The sequence below is a fragment of the Streptomyces sp. NPDC041784 genome (genome assembly GCF_055591025.1).
Genome location: NZ_JBVJAB010000001.1, coordinates 659044 through 678468, shown reverse-complemented (window position 1 = coordinate 678468; position 19425 = coordinate 659044). Strand labels below are relative to the sequence as shown.

At 69.6% G+C, this 19425-nt stretch carries 15 protein-coding genes and 1 pseudogene; 2 read left to right on the top strand and 14 right to left on the bottom strand.

Annotated elements, in window-relative coordinates:
* Positions 1-85 precede the first annotated feature (85 nt).
* The gene (locus ACZ6D7_RS02970) at positions 86-637 is read right to left on the bottom strand and encodes a GNAT family N-acetyltransferase (protein WP_469482721.1); all 552 of its coding nucleotides are present in this window, start codon (positions 635-637) and stop codon (positions 86-88) included.
* A 194-nt stretch (positions 638-831) separates the two neighbouring features.
* Here ACZ6D7_RS02970 and ACZ6D7_RS02965 point away from each other — a divergent pair.
* A pseudogene (locus ACZ6D7_RS02965) lies at positions 832-1690 on the top strand (hypothetical protein).
* On the opposite strand, the gene ACZ6D7_RS02960 reads toward ACZ6D7_RS02965, so the two are convergent.
* The 9 genes from ACZ6D7_RS02960 to ACZ6D7_RS02920 all read right to left on the bottom strand — a co-directional run bounded on the left by ACZ6D7_RS02960 (position 1678) and on the right by ACZ6D7_RS02920 (position 6562).
* Positions 1678-1803, bottom strand: a complete 126-nt coding sequence (locus ACZ6D7_RS02960) for a hypothetical protein (protein WP_469482719.1) — start codon at positions 1801-1803, stop codon at positions 1678-1680. The pseudogene ACZ6D7_RS02965 and the gene ACZ6D7_RS02960 sit on opposite strands and share 13 nt — an antisense overlap.
* A gap of 19 nt (positions 1804-1822) precedes the next feature.
* On the bottom strand, positions 1823-2110 hold the full coding sequence (locus ACZ6D7_RS02955) for a hypothetical protein (protein ID WP_469482717.1): 288 nt from the start codon (positions 2108-2110) through the stop codon (positions 1823-1825).
* Positions 2107-2403: a DUF6247 family protein gene (locus tag ACZ6D7_RS02950; RefSeq protein ID WP_469482716.1), complete on the bottom strand. Its 297-nt coding sequence runs from the start codon at positions 2401-2403 to the stop codon at positions 2107-2109. The genes ACZ6D7_RS02955 and ACZ6D7_RS02950 overlap by 4 nt, the downstream gene beginning before the upstream one ends.
* 122 nt (positions 2404-2525) lie before the next feature.
* Positions 2526-2897, bottom strand: coding sequence for a hypothetical protein (locus tag ACZ6D7_RS02945; RefSeq protein ID WP_469482715.1), 372 nt, complete (start codon positions 2895-2897; stop codon positions 2526-2528).
* Between the two features lie 79 nt (positions 2898-2976).
* Positions 2977-3417, bottom strand: a complete 441-nt coding sequence (locus tag ACZ6D7_RS02940; RefSeq protein WP_469482714.1) for a glycine-rich domain-containing protein — start codon at positions 3415-3417, stop codon at positions 2977-2979.
* Positions 3418-3637: 220 nt separating this feature from the next.
* Positions 3638-4486 carry a helix-turn-helix domain-containing protein gene (locus ACZ6D7_RS02935; RefSeq protein ID WP_469482713.1) on the bottom strand — a complete coding sequence of 283 codons (849 nt, stop codon included), beginning with the start codon at positions 4484-4486 and terminating at the stop codon, positions 3638-3640.
* Positions 4483-5223, bottom strand: coding sequence for a DUF6879 family protein (locus ACZ6D7_RS02930; protein ID WP_469482711.1), 741 nt, complete (start codon positions 5221-5223; stop codon positions 4483-4485). The genes ACZ6D7_RS02935 and ACZ6D7_RS02930 overlap by 4 nt, the downstream gene beginning before the upstream one ends.
* A 278-nt stretch (positions 5224-5501) precedes the next feature.
* A complete protein-coding gene (locus tag ACZ6D7_RS02925) occupies positions 5502-5681 on the bottom strand; it encodes a DUF397 domain-containing protein (protein WP_469483008.1) in 180 nt (59 codons plus the stop codon).
* A gap of 32 nt (positions 5682-5713) precedes the next feature.
* Positions 5714-6562: a helix-turn-helix domain-containing protein gene (locus ACZ6D7_RS02920; RefSeq protein WP_469482709.1), complete on the bottom strand. Its 849-nt coding sequence runs from the start codon at positions 6560-6562 to the stop codon at positions 5714-5716.
* 215 nt (positions 6563-6777) lie between these two features.
* Between ACZ6D7_RS02920 and ACZ6D7_RS02915 the strand changes: the two genes are divergently transcribed.
* Complete coding sequence (locus tag ACZ6D7_RS02915; protein ID WP_469482707.1) at positions 6778-7458, top strand: ATP-binding protein; 681 nt, start codon at positions 6778-6780, stop codon at positions 7456-7458.
* A 117-nt stretch (positions 7459-7575) separates the two neighbouring features.
* Here the strand turns inward: ACZ6D7_RS02915 and drmB are convergent, their stop codons facing one another.
* From drmB to ACZ6D7_RS02895, 4 genes are read right to left on the bottom strand one after another with little or no spacing between them, the layout of a single operon-like run.
* Complete coding sequence (gene drmB, locus ACZ6D7_RS02910; RefSeq protein WP_469482705.1) at positions 7576-9450, bottom strand: DrmB family protein; 1875 nt, start codon at positions 9448-9450, stop codon at positions 7576-7578.
* On the bottom strand, positions 9447-12698 hold the full coding sequence (locus ACZ6D7_RS02905) for a helicase-related protein (RefSeq protein WP_469482703.1): 3252 nt from the start codon (positions 12696-12698) through the stop codon (positions 9447-9449). Before ACZ6D7_RS02905 ends, drmB begins: the two co-directional genes overlap by 4 nt.
* Entirely contained in the window at positions 12695-14599 is a 1905-nt protein-coding gene (locus ACZ6D7_RS02900) for a UvrD-helicase domain-containing protein (protein ID WP_469482701.1), read from the bottom strand. The genes ACZ6D7_RS02905 and ACZ6D7_RS02900 overlap by 4 nt, the downstream gene beginning before the upstream one ends.
* On the bottom strand, positions 14596-19347 hold the full coding sequence (locus ACZ6D7_RS02895; protein ID WP_469482698.1) for a DEAD/DEAH box helicase: 4752 nt from the start codon (positions 19345-19347) through the stop codon (positions 14596-14598). Before ACZ6D7_RS02895 ends, ACZ6D7_RS02900 begins: the two co-directional genes overlap by 4 nt.
* Positions 19348-19425: the final 78 nt, after the last annotated feature.

Here is a 19425-nt window from a genome sequence, read left to right as displayed (position 1 = left end):
GGTGGGTGGAGCCACCTGCTCCAGTGATCCATTCTTGGCCGCCTGCGCCACGGACGCGCGGACCGCTCATCTCCCGTCGAAGCTGTCATCCCCGGTGCAGGGGGGCGCGCATCATCGCGGTGAAGACCGGGGAGTCCGAGAAGGGCTGCTGCTCGCCGATCTTCTCGTATCCCCAACGTTCGTAGACCGCCTGGACCTTGCCGTCACAGGCCCTCGGGTTGACCAGAAGGGTGACTCGCTCCTCTGCCCTGTCCGCCAGGAGCGCTTCGTGGATACGACGGGCCAGTCCCGTGCCGCGCCACGGCTGCCGAACCACGATCTCGTTCAGCGCGAGTGTGCGCCTCCCCGTCTCCGTGGTGTACCCGTCGGGCAGCGGCGTGGTCATGGCCGACCACCAGCGCGTGCCGGCACTCAGCGGGGTGGCGTACGCGAAACCGGCGGGCTCATGTCCGTCGTACGCGACGACCGTCCCCCAACCGGGGAGCGAACTGTGGCCGGCCAGTCGCTCGGCGAAGCGTTCGGCGGAGTAGAAGGGCCCGGTGAGGCCGAAGTCGCGCTGACGGACCTCGACATGGATGTCCACGATCGTCCGCCGCACCGGCTCGACGCTGCTGTGGTGCCGCAGCTCAAGGTTCACAGAAGCTCCGTTTCAAACCATTCGCGCGTGGCAGGGGAATGCGGGGCGAGGGGCTCGGCCCATCACGGCGAAACGCCCAGGAGGGAGCACGGTTGAGGGAGGCGGCGCGGCGGCACGAGATCACGCGTCGAGGCCGTGGGGGCATGTCGCCGGGTGCTCTTTCAGCGGTTCGAACCGCTGCTACGGTCGCTTTCATGACGCTTTCGGTGTCCCCTGGTCGTTCTGCTGATCTGCGCACCCAGCCGGTCGACGAGGCTCTTGATCGCGTCGAGCGCGCCTTTCAGGTGCGTTTGGACCCGGAAACGGTCGTACGCAAGCGTCGCTCCGTGGGAGCCCGAACAGACTGCGGCACCTGGGATACGTGTTGAACGCCGCCCGCTAGACAAGATCGGGGACCAGGGATGGAACGGCACTGAGTCCGCCGCGCGACTGGACGGCGTCGCACAGCCCCTATGGCAGGGGTGTGTGGTCTGGCGGGACGCCGACGAGCCCGCGATGCGGCGTGCCGACGAGACCGAGATCCTGCCCGGAACCCCGATCGGCACCGCCGTACTGAGCGAAGACCCGAAGCTGGTGGACGCGTGGTGGCAGGCGCTCAACACCTCGCTGGACGCGCTCGCGGTGCAGCGCACGAGGCGCATCGCCACCCCGGACACCGTCACCGTCACCCAGGCGCTCGTCACCGAGTCCCTCCGCACCGCCTTCCCGGGCGACTTCGACACGACCGTGGAACGATGGGTTCCGGCTCACGCGGATCTGACCTGGGCCAACATGACCGCGCCGACGTTCTGTCTCTTCCACTGGGAGGACTGGGGGAACGCGCCACGAGGGCTGGATTCCGCCACGCTGTGGGGAAGTTCGCTCGCTGTGCCGGCGCTGGCCGATCGGGTCCGTCGTGAACGGCGTCGCGATGTCGAGAGCCGGGACGGCAAGCTGATGACCCTGTTCACCTGCTCGAAGATCCTCGGACCGGGCGCGCACCCGGAGGACCCTCGGCTGGAGCCCGCCCTCCGTACGGCGCAGCGGATCGTCACGGAGCTTCAGACGGGCTGACCGCGGGACCGGTCTGCCAGGAGGGTCCGGTACTCGTCGATCACCCGCTCGTCGACCTCAGCGGCCAGGGCGCCGACCGGTTCGCCCAGGTGAGCCGAGCGGGAGCTCGCCACCTGCCGCTGGGAGGACGGCCTACTCGGCGAGGGCGCCGTCGTCCGGGGTCACCGAGACGATTGCGACCGTCGGCGGCGGAGGCGACGGGGTGTACACGTACGCCACCGCCAACCCCGGCAGATCGCCTCGGGGCTCGATTCGCGTTTTGCGGACCTCTGTACCGTCTGGCCGGGTCGGCCCGAGCAGCACCCCGAGCCGCGGCACCTGCTCCAGCTCCTGCCGCAAGACTTCCAGGGCGCGCTCGACGCCGAGGGCCTTCGCTCGATCGGCTGCCCTGACTGTCACGGCCGCGATGACGCCGGTCACCGGTCCCGGGCCTCCCGCTTCAGCCGGGCCGTGAGGTCGACGCCCTCTTGCACCGCGATGTCGAATTCAGGGTCCTGGTAGAGACGGATCCTGCCTCGGTAATCGACGATCACCGCAGCGACCGCGTTCAGGTCTGTCTCCGTCGACGTTTCCAGCGCATGCTGAAGATCCGCTTCGAAGGACTCCCGGTCACCGGGAAAGCCGTGCCCGGACCGCAGAGCCGCTCGAATGTCGCCGATGGTCCTCAATGACAACGGCGCAGGAACGGGCGTTTCCTCGTGCTGTGCGCTCACGATCTGCTCCTTGATCCTCTGTCCTACGGGCAGTGTCCTACAGATCCCGATGCCAGGATCCATCTTCCCTCAGCCGGCCGGACGTCCTTGCGGCAAGGACGCTACGCATGAGGGAGCGGTTGTCAGAGGCTCGGCCGGACGATCCGACCGGTCATGAGGACTTCGTGGTTCGCGAACAGGGCGTCGAGTTCGAAGCGCCGACGGATGTGCGCCGTCCACCTGGTGTCCGGCAGGTCGGTGTACGACTTGACCAGGCGGGCTCGGCTTGCCTGGGTGAGGATCCAGCGGGCCTGGTCTCCGTCATGGGCGCGTCCGCCGAGGTCGCGGGCGAGGTGCCACAGTTCGTCGCCGTCGCTCTGTTCGTCCACGACGGTGACGAGTCCGATGTCACCGAGGCCGCGTGCGTCGCTGGACTGGGTGGTGTAGGCGACGGTGAGGCCTTCGAGGGGGAAGACGGTCACACGACTGGTCGCGGTCAGCTCGGTCAGGAACACGCGGGTGAGTCCGTTTCTGGCGCGGGGAGGGGCGGGCCGGCCGTGGGGACGCCGGCCCGCAGACGTGGGGGAGGGGGTGTCAGCAGCCGTCGCCGTCGCCACAGCAGGCGGGCGGGTTGCACTCGGCAGCCGTACCCCACAGCCGTTCGTCGACGTCGAAGCCCGCGGCCCGGATCCGGCCCATGACGTCGACCATCAGCCCGCGCGTGCGGACCCTGGAGTTGGGCTGGTGGTGCAGGAAGTACCCGAAGCTCCGCTCGCACCAGCCGGCGTACCACCCGGTGTGCAGGATGAGCGTGTGCCAGCCAGGGTCGACCTGCTGCGACGGCGCCATGCTCGCGCCCTCACCGCTTTGGCCCATGACGAAGACGAGCGCGAGCGCCTGGTCGATGACCCGGTCGGCGACGCCCCGCTCCAGGCCGTACTCGTCGGCGCAGAACGCGGCCAGCGTTTCGAACTCGGGGGCGGTGACGAGGGAACGACCGGTGCGGGTCGCGGTGGCGACGGTGGTGGCGGTCATGGGGTGGGCTCCTTCGAGGTTGGAGGAGGTTCGGGCAGCCCCTCACCCGGAGTGCCGGACGTGTGGCGGGTGCGTGTTCCGGAGAGGAGCACGTCACGTGCCTGCCGGGTGGATGGGGCGGCCTCGTGGCCATGACCAGGAAGTTAGGCGGCGCGATTACGCACCTGCGCGGCGATTGCGCGTGATTGCGCAGGCGGCCGTGCTGCTTGCGGCGGATTGCCTACGAGAGGTCCAAGGACGCCCTCGCCCGCCCGATCAGGCGACGCGCGGGCGCCCCGTACTCGGCGGACTCGGCGAGCCAGTCCCACGCCCGCTCGTACAGCCGGATGTCCTCGTCTCCGGTGAGCCACAGCTCTTCGCTGATCGTCTCGACGATGACCAGTCGGCGGTCGTAGATCCAGAAGGCGTGCGGGGCCGTACGACGCAACTGTGCGCCGAACGGCAGGATGCCCAGCTCGATCCGGTGTCGGCCCACCAGGTTGTACAGCCGGTCCAGTTGCTCGGCCATCACGTCCGCGGGACACGACCGGTGGTACAGAGCGGCCTCGCACACCAGGAACCGGAACGTCTTCTCGGGGTCGTACAACGCCTCTTGGCGACGCATCCGGGCCTCGACGGCGTCCTCGGTGGTCGGCGTGATACCCCGGAACTCCGCGTTGGCGTCGAAGATGACGCGGGCGTACTCCGGCGTCTGGAACAGCCCCGGAACGCGCGACACTTCGAGCCCGCGGATCGCCTTCGTCGCCTCGGTCTGGCGTACGGCGATTTCCTGGCGGCCTCGGTGTCCCCCGGCCAACTGCCGCCGCCAGGAGCGGTGCCGTTGCTTCATCTCCAGCCCGGCCCGCAGCCCTTGAAGCTCGGCCTCGACATCCGGCCGCCCGCAGGCCCGCGCCCACGCGGTCAGGTCGCCCGCGGTCGGAGTCTGCTTGCCGTTCTGCAGCCGGGAGACTTTCGACGGCTGGCAGCCGAGCTTCGCGGCAAGACCCCTGCCCTCCAGACCGGCCTCGGTGCGCAGCTCGCGCAACCGCGCGCCGAGGGCTTCTCTGGCGGTCTGGTAGTCCGTACTCACACGGTGGAACGTACCCGCCTGGCGAAGTCTTCGGTACGGACCGCATCGTGCCAGGCGGCGTCCCGGGCCTGGCAGGCGGCGAGGACTTCGGCCGGGTCCTCGGTCACGTACACACCGAGGGTCGTGTCCTCGTCGTCGAAAGCGAAGCGGGCGAGGATCTTCGAGTCGAAGAGCCAGAAGTCGTAGTCCGGCAGCCGCAGTTCCCGGGCCTGGGCGCGGGTCAGATTACGGATGTCCTCGCCTGCCGCGACGTTGCTGGACGCACTCGCCAGGAGGAACTCCTGCCCCTGCGTGATCGGCTCGTCCACCAGCCGCACACGCTCGAACCGCTTCCCCTGCGCCGTCTGCGCCCGGACGTTCTCCCGCCAGGAGTTGTCCGGGTCGCGAGCGATGTCCTCGCCCGCGAGGAACCGGGCCCACTTGGGGCTGTTGCGGTCGGAGGCGTATCCCCGGCGCGTCTCCAGGCGCCAGGCGGTGTGCTTGAAGTCGTGGAAGAGGCCGGAGACGGCGGCGAACGACTGGAGCTGTGGTGCGTCGCTCCTCGGCGCGAAGCGGGTCAGCAGACTGCGTGGCACGCGGACGAAGGTCTCGGACTCCTTGACATCCCGCAGCTGGACGAGATGCCCCGGGTCGGTCTCCCGCTCCCCCTGGACGAGAATCTCGTCCGTGCCCTCGATCTCGTACAGGGTGGGGCAGTCTCCGTCGTCGCTGGTCGTGCCGATGAACCTGAGCGTCATGCTCACCCTCCGTCTGCGGTCGTCGGAGATCCAGGATGCGTGTCCGGACCCGGGTGCGGCCGAGGATTGCAACGGATTGCGCATCTGGTGCGCCCGCCCGGGATTGCGCGCAAGTAGTCGGGGGAAGGGCGCTTCGAGGTCATACCGACTCGGCGAGGACGTTCTCCAGAGCAGGGACTGAGATTCTGGCCATCGACGACGTGTGAACACCGAACCTGCCGCGGTGACTCGGGCACCCGGATGGAGTGGTGACGACGGAGTGAGTCTGATCCGCTTCGTCACTCTGCGGAGGCGGAATGCTTCACGCAGCGTATGAAAGAGAGCCAGGTCTCGTTTCCGAACGCCACCACAGGTCCTCCCGACGTCTTCGAGTCTCGCACCAGGGCGCCGTCATCGGTCAGCGCGCACTGGACGCATTCCCCTCCCGCACCATTGCTGTACGACGACGTGAACCACACCGGACGGCCGTCCTCGCTGGGCGCTGCAATGCTCACGTTGCGTATTCCTTCAGGGCCGTTTCGATCAACTGGGCCGAACGTCGAGGACTCAGGGCCGCGGCCCGCAGACCGTCGAACGCCCGGGTGTACTCCCGTACATGATGCTCGCCTTCCAGGTAGACGGCATCGGTGATGCCGTCCCGATAGACGAGATCGGGATCCTCCGGGGCGGGAAAGCCCAACATGGTGAATGAGCCCGTGGCGGGATAGGTGCCCGAGTCGAAGGGGAGGACCTGCAGGGTCACGGTCGGCAACCGGGCGGTGTCCAGGATGCGTTCGAGCTGCTCGCGCATCAGCGCGCGGTTCCCGATGACGTTGCGCAGAGCGCCTTCGTTCACGATGAACCAGGCTTCGGGGGCGTCGGGGCGGCTCAGCATCGCCTGCCGCTCCATGCGCACGCGTACGGCCCTTTCGATGTCCGCGGCGGACAAGTGCGCACCGGTCGTGTGGAGCTCGGAGGCGTACTCGGGGGTCTGCATGAGGCCGGGCACCAGTTCGCACTGGTACTGGCGGAAGGTGGACACGTCCTGTTCCAGGCCGATGTAGATGTTGAACCACTCCGGAACTCCGGCACCGTGGACCTGCCACCATCCCCGCACCTTGGCCTGCCGGGCCAGCGACTTGAGGAACTCGCGCAGTTCGTCGCTGGTGTCGTAGAACCGGCACAGGGCGTCGATGTCCGAGGGCTGCACCCGGCCGCTGCCCGTCTCCATGCGATTGACCTTCGAGCCGCTCCAGTCGAGTGCCTCGCCGACCTGGGCACACGTGAACCTGCTCTGCTCGCGGAGCTTCTTCAGCTCGATCGAGAGCCGGCGCCGGCGTGCCGTCGGTGATCCGGCCATATCAACCCCGTTTCGAATAGCGGACGTTCAGTCTCGCGCCAAGGGGTGTGCTTGCCAATCACTCGGACGTGGGAATCTCGCTGTGCACATTGCACGAAGGGATTTGTCGGCTGCACTCTGACGGAACGCAACTCATCGTGATATCTCGTGACGCACAGTGGCTCACGGGGGTGTCGACGGCGACGAGAGGGGATTCCGTGGGTCGAGAGGCGTGCATGGCGCGCAGGGCGTGGGACCTTCCGTTCACGGCCGAGCCGACGGAGGTTGCTGCCCTGCGTCGAGCCATGCGGCTGCACCTGGGCATCTGGGGCCTGCACGAAGTCGCCGACGAAGCCCAACTCTGCGTCAGCGAGTTGGCGTCCAACGTCATCAGGCACGTAGGCCCCGGGACCCCGGCCACACTCGCGGTCTCGATGAACGGACTGTCTCTGCGCATCGAAGTCCACGACCCCGACACGCGCGCACTGCCCACTCTCCTCGACGCGAACGCCGACTCCGAGGCCGGGCGGGGCATGGCCCTCGTCGATGCGGTCGCTGTCCGGTGGGGCGTCCAACTCCGCCTCGACCGGAAGGTCACCTGGTGTGAGCTGGCAACGAGTCTCACGTCGCCGAACGGCCATGTGGAGGGCCCCGGCGTGCGGCGGGCCGAGGCGTTGTTGGAGTTCTACGCGGGTGCGAAACCGTCCCTCCGGCCCGGCCCGGGACAACTGGGGAGGACCGTGGCCGAGGAGTCGGTGATCACGGTCATCACGGACTTCCTTCACTGGCTTCGTGCGCATGGCTGCGACGTGGGCGAGGCCCTGGATCGTGCTCGGACCCGCTACGACGCCGAACTGGACAGCCACGGCCGACGGCTTGCCTCACAGGACGAGCCCCTGAGGGAGGAAGCCCGCTGAGGCGTCCTCGTGCGTGGTGAGCAGGAGTGCATCGTGCAGGCCACCCGGCACCCTGCCGTGGGAGGGGGTACCAGGTGGCCTGCATCAGTGCGACAAGCCACTGCTGCCGGCCGGATGTCAGTCGGCCAATATGTCCGCGAAGAAGCCCAGGTGAGGATCTTCCGGGGTGCCGACGAGCAGCGCGCGGTCCAACAGGATGTTGTTGTGCTCGCAACTCGTCTCGGGGAGCATCACGCAGGCGTGGCAGGCGGCGAGGTTCGTCCCGCCGGCGCCGGACACACCGGTCTCCATGCAGAGCGGATCGGAGGAGCACCACTCGGCACGGCGCACGGCCGAACGGACCGTGAGGTCCAGGAGTTCCGGTTCACCCTGGGCGACGAGACCGCCGAGGCTGCCCGCCGAATCACTCGTCGCCGTGTAGATCAGCACCCCGGCCATGTCGTCGGCGGCGTAAAGACGCTCACGCAGGGCCGCGGCAGGGTACCCGGCGTCCAGGCTCCATTCGTCGATGAGGACGTGCGCCAGTGTGTGCAGCAGCACCATGCGGGGGGTGGCGGGGGAGGGGACGGCCTGGCGTCCCTCGCCCGCCCTCTCCTGCAGCACGCGCTGGTGGGCGGCGCACATGCGCTCGGCCCGGGCCGCCACAGCCACGGACTTCTCCCAGGTGTCGAGCCGGTCCTCGTCCAGGCGGAGGAACACCCCTTCGCCGTGGACCTCCATGGCCGGGAGCCACAGCAGAGGACGCTCGGGGTCACCTTCGGAGAGCGGCATCTCCCGCGACTCGGTGGAGGAGTCGGGGTCGGCGAGCCGGGTGAAAGCCTTCAGGGCACGCACCTCCCGCAGCTTCTTGACCAGCATCGGGCCGGTGATGCCGAGCGGGTCGAGCACCCCCGTGTCGCCCGACGGGGTCTCGCAGATGAACTGCTCGTCGCGGGTGTGCTCGCTCTCGTCGTTGCCCGAGCGCAGACGCTCGTACTCCTTGTTGCGCAGGGCGCGATAGCGGTGGTCGAAGGTGGATCCCGTCTCGCCGTCGGGGTCCTCCTCGCGCTCGGCGTCGAGCAGCGCCATCACCTCGTCCAGCGGGACAGGGCACTTCCCCTTGAAGACACCCTTGAGGTAGATCTCGACGTGCTCGCGCCTCTCGTACTCGCGGAGCGCGTCCCAGTGCTCCGCGAGCGGATCCGCGCGACCGTTGCTCCACGGCGGGATGGAGAGCGCCGACTTGAGCACCGGCTGCCATACGGCGGACGAACCACGCTGCAGTGTGCGCAGGAGGAGTCCGCAGTCCTCGGTGGGGGCGGACGTGCCCAGCCACGGCCGGGTGCCTCGACACGTGAGCCCGAGATCCTTCAGCGCGTTCCTGCGGAACGAGCCCTCCATCGAGACCTCGGGGGCCTTTCCACAGGTGCAGGAGACGACGATCGAACGCAGCGAGGAGGTGCGCCCCGACGAACGCATCCTGAGCTTTCCGCCGCACTGCCCGACGGCGGTGGTCCCGCGCTCGGAGGAGCGGTGCACCCACTGCCAGTACGGGAACTCGCCGAGATGCCCCGCCTCGCAGGCGACGACGAAACGGGAGGGGACGAGGTCGACCTCGCACGTGCCGCAGACGCTTCGTCCTTCCGGCGGGTTGAAGTCGCGGTGCCGCTGGAGTTCGGTGCACTCCGGGCAGGAGTGCATCAAGGGGAACCGCCGGACCCGCAGACCGTCCTTGCTGTCGTCGTCGGATGCGGGAGGCAGCCGGAAGTAGCGGACGCCGAGCAGGCGGGCCAGACGCCGTTCATGGATCCGCGGGGCCTCGTCCGCTCTCCAGCTGTCCTCGGCGTGGTCGAGGCCGGACACGACGAAGGACTCGTGGTCGACGGCGATGAGTGACCCGACGCCGTACGTGGTGATGGCCTGGGCGCGGCGGACCGCACCCCGGCGGGGCAGGTTGTGGGCGGGCGTGCCGCCCTTGGTCGTGCGGCGCCGGCGGGCGGGGGGCGGGGTCATCGGGTTCCCTCCATGAACAGGGCGGACTCGGCGTCGACGTCGCGCAGGCTCCACAACGTGGAGTACGCCTCGGTGTCCTCGGACTCGTCGTCGAACGACTTGAGGAGCGAGGGGGCACGATTGCCCCGTCGGGGTTCGAAGAGCAGGCCGCTGTGGAGTTCGGCCTCCTGATACCACCAGTCGACGAACTCGTCGAAGGCGCGGGACACGGCGCCGGTCTCCTCCGGGGTGACCACGCGGACGCGACGCAGCAGGATCTCCTTGACCTCGTCCCGGAGAACGTCCTCGTACGACGCGACTTTGCCGGCGCCGTCGTTGGGGCGAGCAGCGGGGATCATGATGCGGGCCAGGGCCACGATCACCGCGTGGAGGCCGCGATCGCGGGCGCGGGCGGAGAACGGCGTGACGGAGGTGGACTCGACTTCACGGTAGAGGGCCGAATGGAAGTGCTGGAAGCTCTCGTAGTGCGAACGGTCGCGGGAGCGAGCGGAGTTGAGCATGACCGCCACCAGGCCCGGGTGGGCGCGACCCACGCGACTGGTGGCCTGGATGTACTCGGCCGTGGTCTGCGGCTGACCCATCACGGCCATGAGACCCAGCCGGTCCACGTCCACGCCCACCGCGATCATGTTGGTGGCCAGCAGCACGTCCACGGCGTCCTCGTCGGGGTGCTTCTTCTCGATGCCCTTGAGGCGGGTCGGGATCTCGCTGGCGTCGACCCGGCTCGTCAGCTCCGAGTAGTTGGCGACCGAGCGGACCGTCGTCTGCTCACGATCGGCGAGCAGTTCCAGGTAGGCCACCACGTCGTCGTGCACCTGGAGTTCGGCCGCCGAGAGCAGCCGAAGGCTGTTGAAGTAGCCGACCAGGCTCCAGTAGGCGTCGCGCACCTCGTCCACGGTGTCCGCGTTCTTGGCCCGGTGCAGCAGCGTGGCGTACGTGCGGATCAGCAGCGTGGACTGGCTGGTCCCGGGGGCCAGCAGGCCGACATAGCGGCGGCTCGCCTTCTCCGCGCGGGGCGTCTCCACGGCGAACCAGGAGTCGCGGGCGTCCAGGCCGGCGGGCGGGAACTGGCGCACCCGGCGGGCGAAGAGATGGCGGCCCTGCTCGGCGGCGCGGCGGATGGTCGCTGTGGAGGCGATCACCTTGGGTCGGTCGGCGAGCGCGTCCACGGCGGTCTCGTAAAGGCCGGTCAGAGTGCCCAACGGTCCCGAGATCAGGTGGAGTTCGTCCTGGACGATCAACTCCGGTGGCGGGGTGCCGTCATGCGGGTCGTCGAGGTTGAACAGGGATGCGGTCGCCGGGCGCCACGGCATCGAGGCGAACTTGTCGACGGTGGCGATCACCAGCGTCGGCCGAGCGTCGTACACCGCCTCGTCGATCAGGTGGACGGGCAGACCCTCGGCGAAGTCGCAGTCCGCGCCGGGGCACCGGACGTACATGCGCTTGGCCTCCTCGTCGGCGTCGTAGTCACGTGCGTCGAGGCGGGTTCCGCACCAGGGGCAGGCGTGCAGCTGGACGGGGTTCTCGGTGGCGAGGCGCTTGTCGAGGTTCTTGCGCAGCTCGTCCAGCTTCTCGCCCGCCTCGGCCAATGTGTTGGGGGTGGCCGAACGTCCCACCCACATGCCGACGGAGAACTCCTCGTCGCCCAGCTCGGGCGTCCGGCGCCGTAGCTGCTCCATGGCACAGAGCAGGATCGCGGCGCGCTCGAACTGCTGGAGCGTGAGCAGCCGCAGCGTGTAGCGCATGAGAACGGTGACACCGCCGCCGTCCGCGCCCTTGCGGATGCGCCGCAGGAACGACGTGAGGGCGATCAGCCCGAGATAGGCCTCCGTCTTGCCACCGCCGGTGGGGAACCACAGCAGGTCGGAGAGCTTCCGGTCCTCGTGGTCGGGGTCGTCGATGCCGGCCAGGCAGAGCAGCACGAACGCGATCTGGAAGGGGCGCCAGCGACCGGAGGTCGGGTCCGGGGAGCCGACGCGTCCGCCCTTGACCCAAGCGCTGCGGGCGCGCTGCTCGGCCATGGCGTGGTTGGCGAGGCGGAACGCCCGCATCAGGTCGGGCTTGGCCCGCAGCAGGTCGATGCCCGCACGGATGCGTCCCAGCGCCTCGCGGCAGGCTTTCACCTGGTCCCGCGCGGACCTCTCGTGGTGTCCGCCGGTCAGAGCTTCCGCCTCGGCCGTCTTGCGCTCGATCCACCGCTCGTAGCCCGTGGCGAGATCCTCCAGAGCGGCCAGGACGTCGGTGTCGGACTTCTCCGCCAGGCCCAGCATGGACAGCGCCGAGCTGTCGATCTCCGGGTTGGAGTCGGTGAGCAGCACCTCCACGGACGGCACGAACTGGCTGCGCACCTCGATGACGGCGGCGGTCTCGGTCTCGGTCACGCCGATCGGCGACGGCGTCCAGTCCCACTCCGCCGAGCAGCCGTGTCCCACGGCGAAGGTCGGGGCGTGACGGTGCAGCAGCCGACTCGTGGCGATCTCCGGGTCGTGGGCGGCGGCCGGGGCGGGACGCTCGACGAACGCGGTGGAGCCGTCGGCAGCCCGTACCGTGAGCCCGCACTGGAACAAGGAGAAGGCGTCCTGGAGGTCCCACTTGCCGACCCTCTCCGAGTTGATCAGCGTCACCGTGATCGTGACCGTTCGGGTGGCCGGGTCGGGGCGCCGGACGATCACATGCAGGACGACCCCGGTGTGCAGCTCCCTCTTGGTACTGCCGGGCGTGGTGACGTCGATCGGGTGGTCCTGAAGGTCCAGTTCCACACGCCGCCAGTGTTCCTGCTGGTCGGAGGTGGTGCGGGCCTCGGCGCGGCGAGGCTCGACCGGATGTCCGTCCGCGTCGGTGGGCCGATAGACGGCCGCACGCGCCGAGACCACGACCGTGTCGCTTATGGTCGGGGCGACCGCGAAGGTCAGACCCATCGAGGAGGGTCGGCGGTCACCCGCCCTGCCGATGTCCTGCACGGTGCCGGACCCCTCGACGTCTTCGCGGGCGAGCAGCGGCGCGTCGTCCAGGCCGTCCTGCTCGGCGGCCTCCTCCTTCTTCCGTTCCTCGGCACCCTCGTCCGCCGGGCGCGGGTACAGCACGCCGGTCAGGTAGCGATCGATCGGCGCGTCCTGGGTGAGCACTTCGTCCCGGTCGTCCGGCTCCGCGTCCTCGGTGGGGCCGAGGAGCTCGCGGCGGAGTCCCACCAGGAGTTCCTCGTCCCGTACCCGGTAGTGCTCGGAGTGTCGGCCCGCCACCTGCGTCATGCGCCCTGCTCCTCGTCGTTGTCGGCTCGTCGGAACCATCCGACGCCGGTGATCCTCGGGGTGATCCACACGCCCCGGTCCCCGAGGCCGGCGTTGGCCCCGGCGGCGGTGCTGCCCGTCACCGTCTGCAGGATGTCGACCCGCGGCCCGTGGATCTCGTCCGGCCACCAGGGGTCCCACGTCCTGTTCACCTTCTGCACCTGGAACAGCTCCTCGCGGAACCGTCGCGACGCCTCCCCGATCTCCCGCCCGTCGTGCAGCAGGGCGTACGGCGGGCTCTGCGTCTCACCCATGGGCAGGTCGTGGCGCTTGCGCAGCACCACGGACTCTCCGGGACCCACCCGTTCCAGGAGGTACGCCTGAGTGGCCGCGGCGTCGCCGTCGTGGCCCGGAGGATCGTCCTGGCACACGTCAGCCGCCTCGACGACGACGCCGTACCGGTCGTAGGACCGCCACCCTCCGATGTAGCGACGGCCGTCGCCGCGCTTTCCCGCCCGCCTGAACTGCGGCAGTTCGGGCGGCGCCATGTGGTACAGGTCCTGGCGGGCACGCGTCATCGCCACGTACAGGGCGCGCGCCTCGGCGGGGAGGTCCAGCTCGTCCTTGTGGCGCTTGTGGAGTTCCGCGACGGTCGGCGGGGTCAGAACGATCACCCGGTCGAACTCCAGGCCCTTGGCCCGGTGGACGGTCGAGACGACGATCCGGGCGGTCTCCGGGTCGGCCGCCTCGTCGGGGAACCTGCCTTCGGCGACCGCGCGGCGCAGTCGGTCCAGGTCGAGCACGCCCCGCCCGGACCCACGGGCCACCCGCCGCAGGGTGGTCCACAGAGCTGCCGGGTCGGGCTCGTACGGCAGGGCGATCTCCCCGAGCAGGGAGCGGAACCGGTCCTCGGCGAGACCGGTGGCCTCCGTGCGGCGCAGCAACTCGGCCACCCAGTACGGCACCGGACGGTCTTCGAGCGGACGTCTCAGCCGGTGTTCGACGCCGTGCGCGTGCAGCAGTTCGGAGACCACGAGAGCCTCCCTGTTGTCGCGGGTGAGGACGGCGCAGGTGTCGGAGAGGTCCCGCAGGCCGTTCAGGGTGAACTCGTCGGTGAGGTCGCCCATGCCGTTCGCCGGGGCCAGAAGGAGGTCGCGCAGTTCGTCGTAGAGCGATCCCGCCTCGTCCGGGTCGGTGAGCTGTTGGAGGCGGGGGCCGTGCGCCAGCGCGATCCGGGCCTCCGTGGTGGTGGCCCGGAAGTTCTCGGTGAGGTGCAGCTCCACCAGTTCGTCGGGGTACGAGAAACGCAGCCAGTCGAAGAACCTGCCGGTCTCGTCGGCGCGTTCGCCCGGGTCCGCGATCTGGAAGCCGTAGACGGACTGGGCCGCGTCCCCGACGACGGTGAAGCCGCAACTGTCCTGGTACCGGTCGAGCAGCGTCTCCACCAGCTCGCGGCGCGTGCCCAGCAGGTCCTGCACCTCGTCGATCACGACGTGGGCGGGTGGGACGGCGTCGCCGATCTCCAGCGCGCCCTTCTCGACGGCGTCGGTCGCGGCGGCGATCCGTTCGTCGAAGCCGGTCGCCGTCCAGTCGCCGTCAGGATGCGCCCGGTGGAGCACGGCGTACGCCCAGGCGTCGAAGGTCTGGGCGCGCACCCGCCGGGCGCGGTCGCCGTGCCGGGCGATCCGCTCACGCAGCTCGCGGGCGGCGGCTCGGGAGAAGGTGAGCACCAGGATCTCGGCGGCCTCCAACGCCTCCTCCGGGTCCTCGTGACCGCACAGCGCGTCGAGCCGGCGGACCAGGGTGTGCGTCTTCCCCGCCCCGGCTCCCGCCGTGACCAGGACACGCGCGTCCCAGGGCTGATCGACCACGGCCCGCTGCTCGTCGGTGAGCGGGGGGCTGTCCAGGTAGACGTCGGTCACTTGCGGCTCCAGAGATGTTCGAACTGGGTGAACGCGAGCTTGGTGTCGAAGTTGGCGATGTTGTCGCTGACGTTGAGGATCAGGCAGGAGTCCTTGCCGCCGTTCTTCTTGCCGCGCAGGCCCCGGCCGATCATCTGCTGGTAGACGTTGGTGCTGTAGACCGGGCGGGCGACCACCACGACACGGGTGGCGGGAGCGTCGAACCCCTGGGTCAGCACCCCGTAGTTGGTGAGGACACGGATGCGTCCCGCGCGGAAGTCCTCGATGCGTCGGCGTCGGTCCTGCGTGCTGGTCGTCGAGTCCACGGCGGCGGCGGACACTCCCCGGTCGTTCAGCAGGGCGGCCAGGTAGTTGGCGTGGTCCACGGAGGTGGCGAAGAGCAGGGTCGGCCAGTCCCCGGGGAGGCCGGCCACCTCGTCGACGATCCGACGGCTGCGCGCGTGGTCCTCCGCGAGGCGCTGCTCGGCGGAGCGGGAGAGCATGGCCATGCGCTCGGCCTGTGCTTTCTCGTCGCGGGTCAGCTCGATGCTGCCGCCCTCGAGGGTGCGGTGCTCCACCTGCGCGAGCATCCCCCATTCCTGGAGGTCCCGGTACGGATCGCCGGACGGGAAGACACCCTCGTCGAGGCGCCGCCGGCCGAAGCGGCCGGCCAGCCGCTTGGTCTCCTCCTCGTTGGTGTTGCGGTACGGGGTGGCGGTCAGACCGAGCAGATGACGACGGGTCTCGTACTGGGTGAGCCCCAACTTTCCCAGGATGTCGGTGTATCGCGGGGAGATCGCCGTGTGGGCCTCGTCCACGATCACCAGAGAGGCCTCCAGCAGCCACTCGTACTGCTCGGCACCCAGGCACCGCTCCAGCTTGGCGTCCGTGGCCACAACCAGATGCGGGTGTCCCTCGACGTCGCCGACCTCGTTGCCGCTCCACAGCCGGCTGATGGTGAGGGGCCGCTCCGCCCCCACCTTGCTCCACACGAACTTCCAGCTCTGCACGGCCTGTTCGCACAGCTCCTCGGTCTGCGCGATCCACAGCAGAGGTCCGTGCAGCTCGCCGACCCGCTTCACCCAGCGGATCACGGCCTCGGCGGTGACGCGCGTCTTGCCGGCGCCGGTGGGCAGGGACAGCATCGCGCGCTGCGGGGCCAGTCGGTCGAGCAACGTGGTGATGTTGCGGACCAGGTCCTCCTGGTACCCGTGGAGCCCGGGGAAGTCCCGCGGACCGTCGATCGTCTCGAAAACGGGCGGCGACGGCGTCCGGGAGCCGGCGAAGGTCACCGGCAGTCCGAGGCTCGACACGAAGGCGATGGCGGCCGACGCTCCTCCGTATCCGACCGGGGCGTGGGGGAACCTGGCCTGGATGTCCCGGGCGTGGTGGTGGAGCACCCTGTCGCCGCGTGCGTTGAAGGCCATCTGCGCGATCCGGTGCCCGGACGGCTCCTCGCCGCCGGTCGCCTCCAGTTCGGCCTCCATCAGCCCCTCGGGGAGACCGGACCGCAGGGCCTCCGCACCGATCAGCAGCTCGATCTTGGTGACCACGTCCTCGGCGTCGCGCACGGCCTTCAGGGCGGCCTTCGTCGCGCTGTCCCGAGCCATCTGCTCCTGACGTTCCAGGACGGCCCTGCAGCCGGTGGGGCCCAGTCCGAGTTCCAGCTCACGGTCGATCAGGCGGAGCATCGGCTCGGGCTCCAGGGGGACGCGGACCTTGACCGTGGTGCCCTGACGCACCGCGTCCAGGGGGCGGGTCTTCGCGGCGTTCGGGGTCCTGGTCACCTCTTCCAGCTCCGTGCACCGCTGCACCACGGCATTCCGGTTGCCGCTGTTCAGCCGCTGGCGCAGTGCGGGGTACAGCTCCACGAGCGGGACCGGGTCGCCGTCCGGGACCTCGCGGGTCTCCCGGGTGATGGCCTCGGCGTAGCGCTTCATGCTCCACTTCTCGACCATCAGGTCGGCGTCCTCGGCGGTCGCCACGAGCAGGGCGGGAAGCTGTTCCGCGCGCAGTGCCCGGTACTCGGTCGCACCGACGGCGACGGTGATCTCGTCGTCGGGTCGGGTGCCCCAGGTGTCGCCGATCCGGCAGCGGGTCAGCGCGTCCTCGGGGAAGTCCGCTCCGAACCGGGTGAGCATCACGTAGGTGTTGCCGACGAAGGCGTCGTCCTCGCTCCGGGTCACCTCCGAGAGGAGAGTCTCCCAGTGCGTTGCCGGGACCTCGTCGACCGTGACGGGCAGGCGCAGCTTGCGCGCCTTCTCGGCGGAGATGTCGGCGACCGGCAGCACGTCGCGGTAGGCGGCGAGCTGGGGGCCGACCGCCTCGCCCAGCGGCTTGAGGCCCTGGGAGGTGGAGACCGTTCCGTACTTCCTGAGCATCCAGCGGATCGGCGACATCACGGCCTGCCGGGTGCTCGACTGCGCGCCGATCTGGCGGGTCCAGTTGTCCACCACGGCGTCGTCCGGCAGCGCTTTCAGGAAGGCCGCTCGGGACTCCTCGGAGAGCGACCGGAAGAGGCGCAGCGGGCCACCGATCGCGGAACCCTCCACCTTCATGCGGTTGAGGGCAGGACGGGGAGCCCTCTGGTCCAGGCTCCGCAGATAGGCCGCGTGGACCGCTTCCCGGTACTCCTCGAACCAGCTCTCGCCCTCCGGGCGAACCGAGGTCGACGGCCGCTCCCGCAGACCGATCTCCCGGAAGAAGGCGAGGTCGTCGGAGTGGAAACCCATGTCGACGGCGATGGCCGGGTCGCGTCCCGCGTCGACCACCGCGCCCGGCAGCATGCAGTCGCGCACCGGGCGGAACTTCCCGTCCGCGGTCCGCACGCGCAGGGTCGCGCCGACGTCCGCCACGTGCTGGAGCACGGTGTGGGTCAGCCGGCGCCCGCCGGCCTGACGGAACAGGTCCCAGAAACGTGCCCATTCGGCGTTCCCGTAGCCGTCGAACCCCTGGTCGAGAACGCTGATGAACCGGCCCTCGACGTCCGCCTCGCGGATGCCGAGCAGGTTGAGGGCCGAGGCGAGTCCCGGGTCCCGGGCGATCTCGCCGACCACGTACACCAGGGACTCCCGCAGCCCGTCCTCGTCGGCCCGGCGGAAGACCTGACCGGGGACGGGGGGGACGAGGCCGTGCTCCTCCGTGAGCACGATCTTCGCCTTGCGGGCCTCTTCGGTGTATGGCGACCGGGCCTCGACCATGTCGGCGAGGATGCGGATCGCGGTCGCGGACGCCTCGGCGGTGCCGCACTCGACGAGGGCCTCCAGCCAGGTGCGCACGTCGGACCGCTTGTGCCCGGCCGCACCGAGGATGTGCTCGACCTTTCCCGAACGCAGCGTGTCCACCTCGGCGTTCGGGTGCAGCCAGTCCGACGGGCGGCCGGGTGTCTCGTGCCACATCCGCAACCAGCCGGCGTGCCGGTCCTTGTCGAGACGCGGCGGGACGCGCAGCTCGGTCGGGACGCGCAGCACGCCCTCCTGGTCGGGGAGAGACGGACGGACGGCGGTCCGCTCCCAGATCTCCCGGGTCAGGAACTCGTCCGCCCAGCTGATCGCCTCCTTCACACGGCCGGGCAGCAGCGGGAGGTACGCGGCGGGGTCCTCGGCGGGGGCCAGGCCTGGCAGGGAGTCGACCACCAGCGAGGCCGAGACCTTCACCATCTCCTCGTTGAACGCGGAGGAGTCGAGCAGGTTCTGACGGTCCTCGTTGGTCTTCCAGGCACCGTTGAGGATGCCGCTCAGGGACATCTCGTACTTGGTGGGGAAGAAGGACCAGAAGCGCCCACGCCCCCGCGACTGGGGACTGACGTGGAGCCCGGTCTTCTCGTCCTTCTCCAGCGCGGGCACCGCCCATGCGAGGCCCAGCGCGAGTCGGTCGTGCAGTTCGCCTGCGTCGGCCCGGGCCGCGGGACCAGGCTCGTGCGTGGTGGAGAACACCCGCCAGCGGGCACTGACGGTCGGCCTTCCCGTCCGCTCCTCCACCACGATGTGCAGGTTCCCGGACTGCTCGGCGGTCAGCACACGACCGACGGCCGGACGGGGCCGACGGTCCTCGAGGACGACCTTCGCCACGTGCGGGGAGAGGAGCTGGAAGCCGAGCGGGAACTCTTCGCGGGTGGATCCGGCAGTCGTCCGCCCGCCGTGCATGTCCAGCGCCAACTTGCCGGCGGCGCCGGGGAGCAGTGGCAGGCGGACGACGGTGGTGGCCCAGTCGAGCAACTCGTCGAGGACGGGGTCCTGGGCGCGCTCGGCGGACGCGTCGAGAGGACGGGCCATCCGCAGCACCGGTGCCTCGAACGGATCGCCCAGGTGTTCCAGGACGCCGGGGACCGACCGGATCTTCTCCAGCGCCCATTCGCGGTCGAATCCGAAGTCACCGGTTCTGCTGAAGAACTGCGGAGTGTCGGTGACGACCAGAACAGATTTCACTCCCACGCCGAATCGGCCGATCTGACCGCCTCGCTTGCGCGACATGCTCATTCGGAGAATGGTTTCCGCACCCATGGGAGTGACGGGGGACCCCTCGTTGGCGCAGTAGAGGTGCGTCTCGGTGAGAACGACGTGAACGCTCCCTCCGGGCTCGTTCGCGATCTCGTCGGCCGCGTTCTGCACGAGTTCGAAGAGCTGGCGGTCGCCGTATCCGCCCTGAGTGATGCGCCGCTCACCGTTGGCATGCTCGGGAATGAGGCCGGGGTCGACCTCGTACGTCTGCAGGACGCGAGAGGACTGTTCGATGACGGTGCGGATGACCGATGATGAGGAATCGGACATTGCTTCTTCACGGCTCCTGCGATAGACGGCATGACGAAACAGGTACGAGAGGGGTCGGGCGTGGAGCGGCCCGAGCTT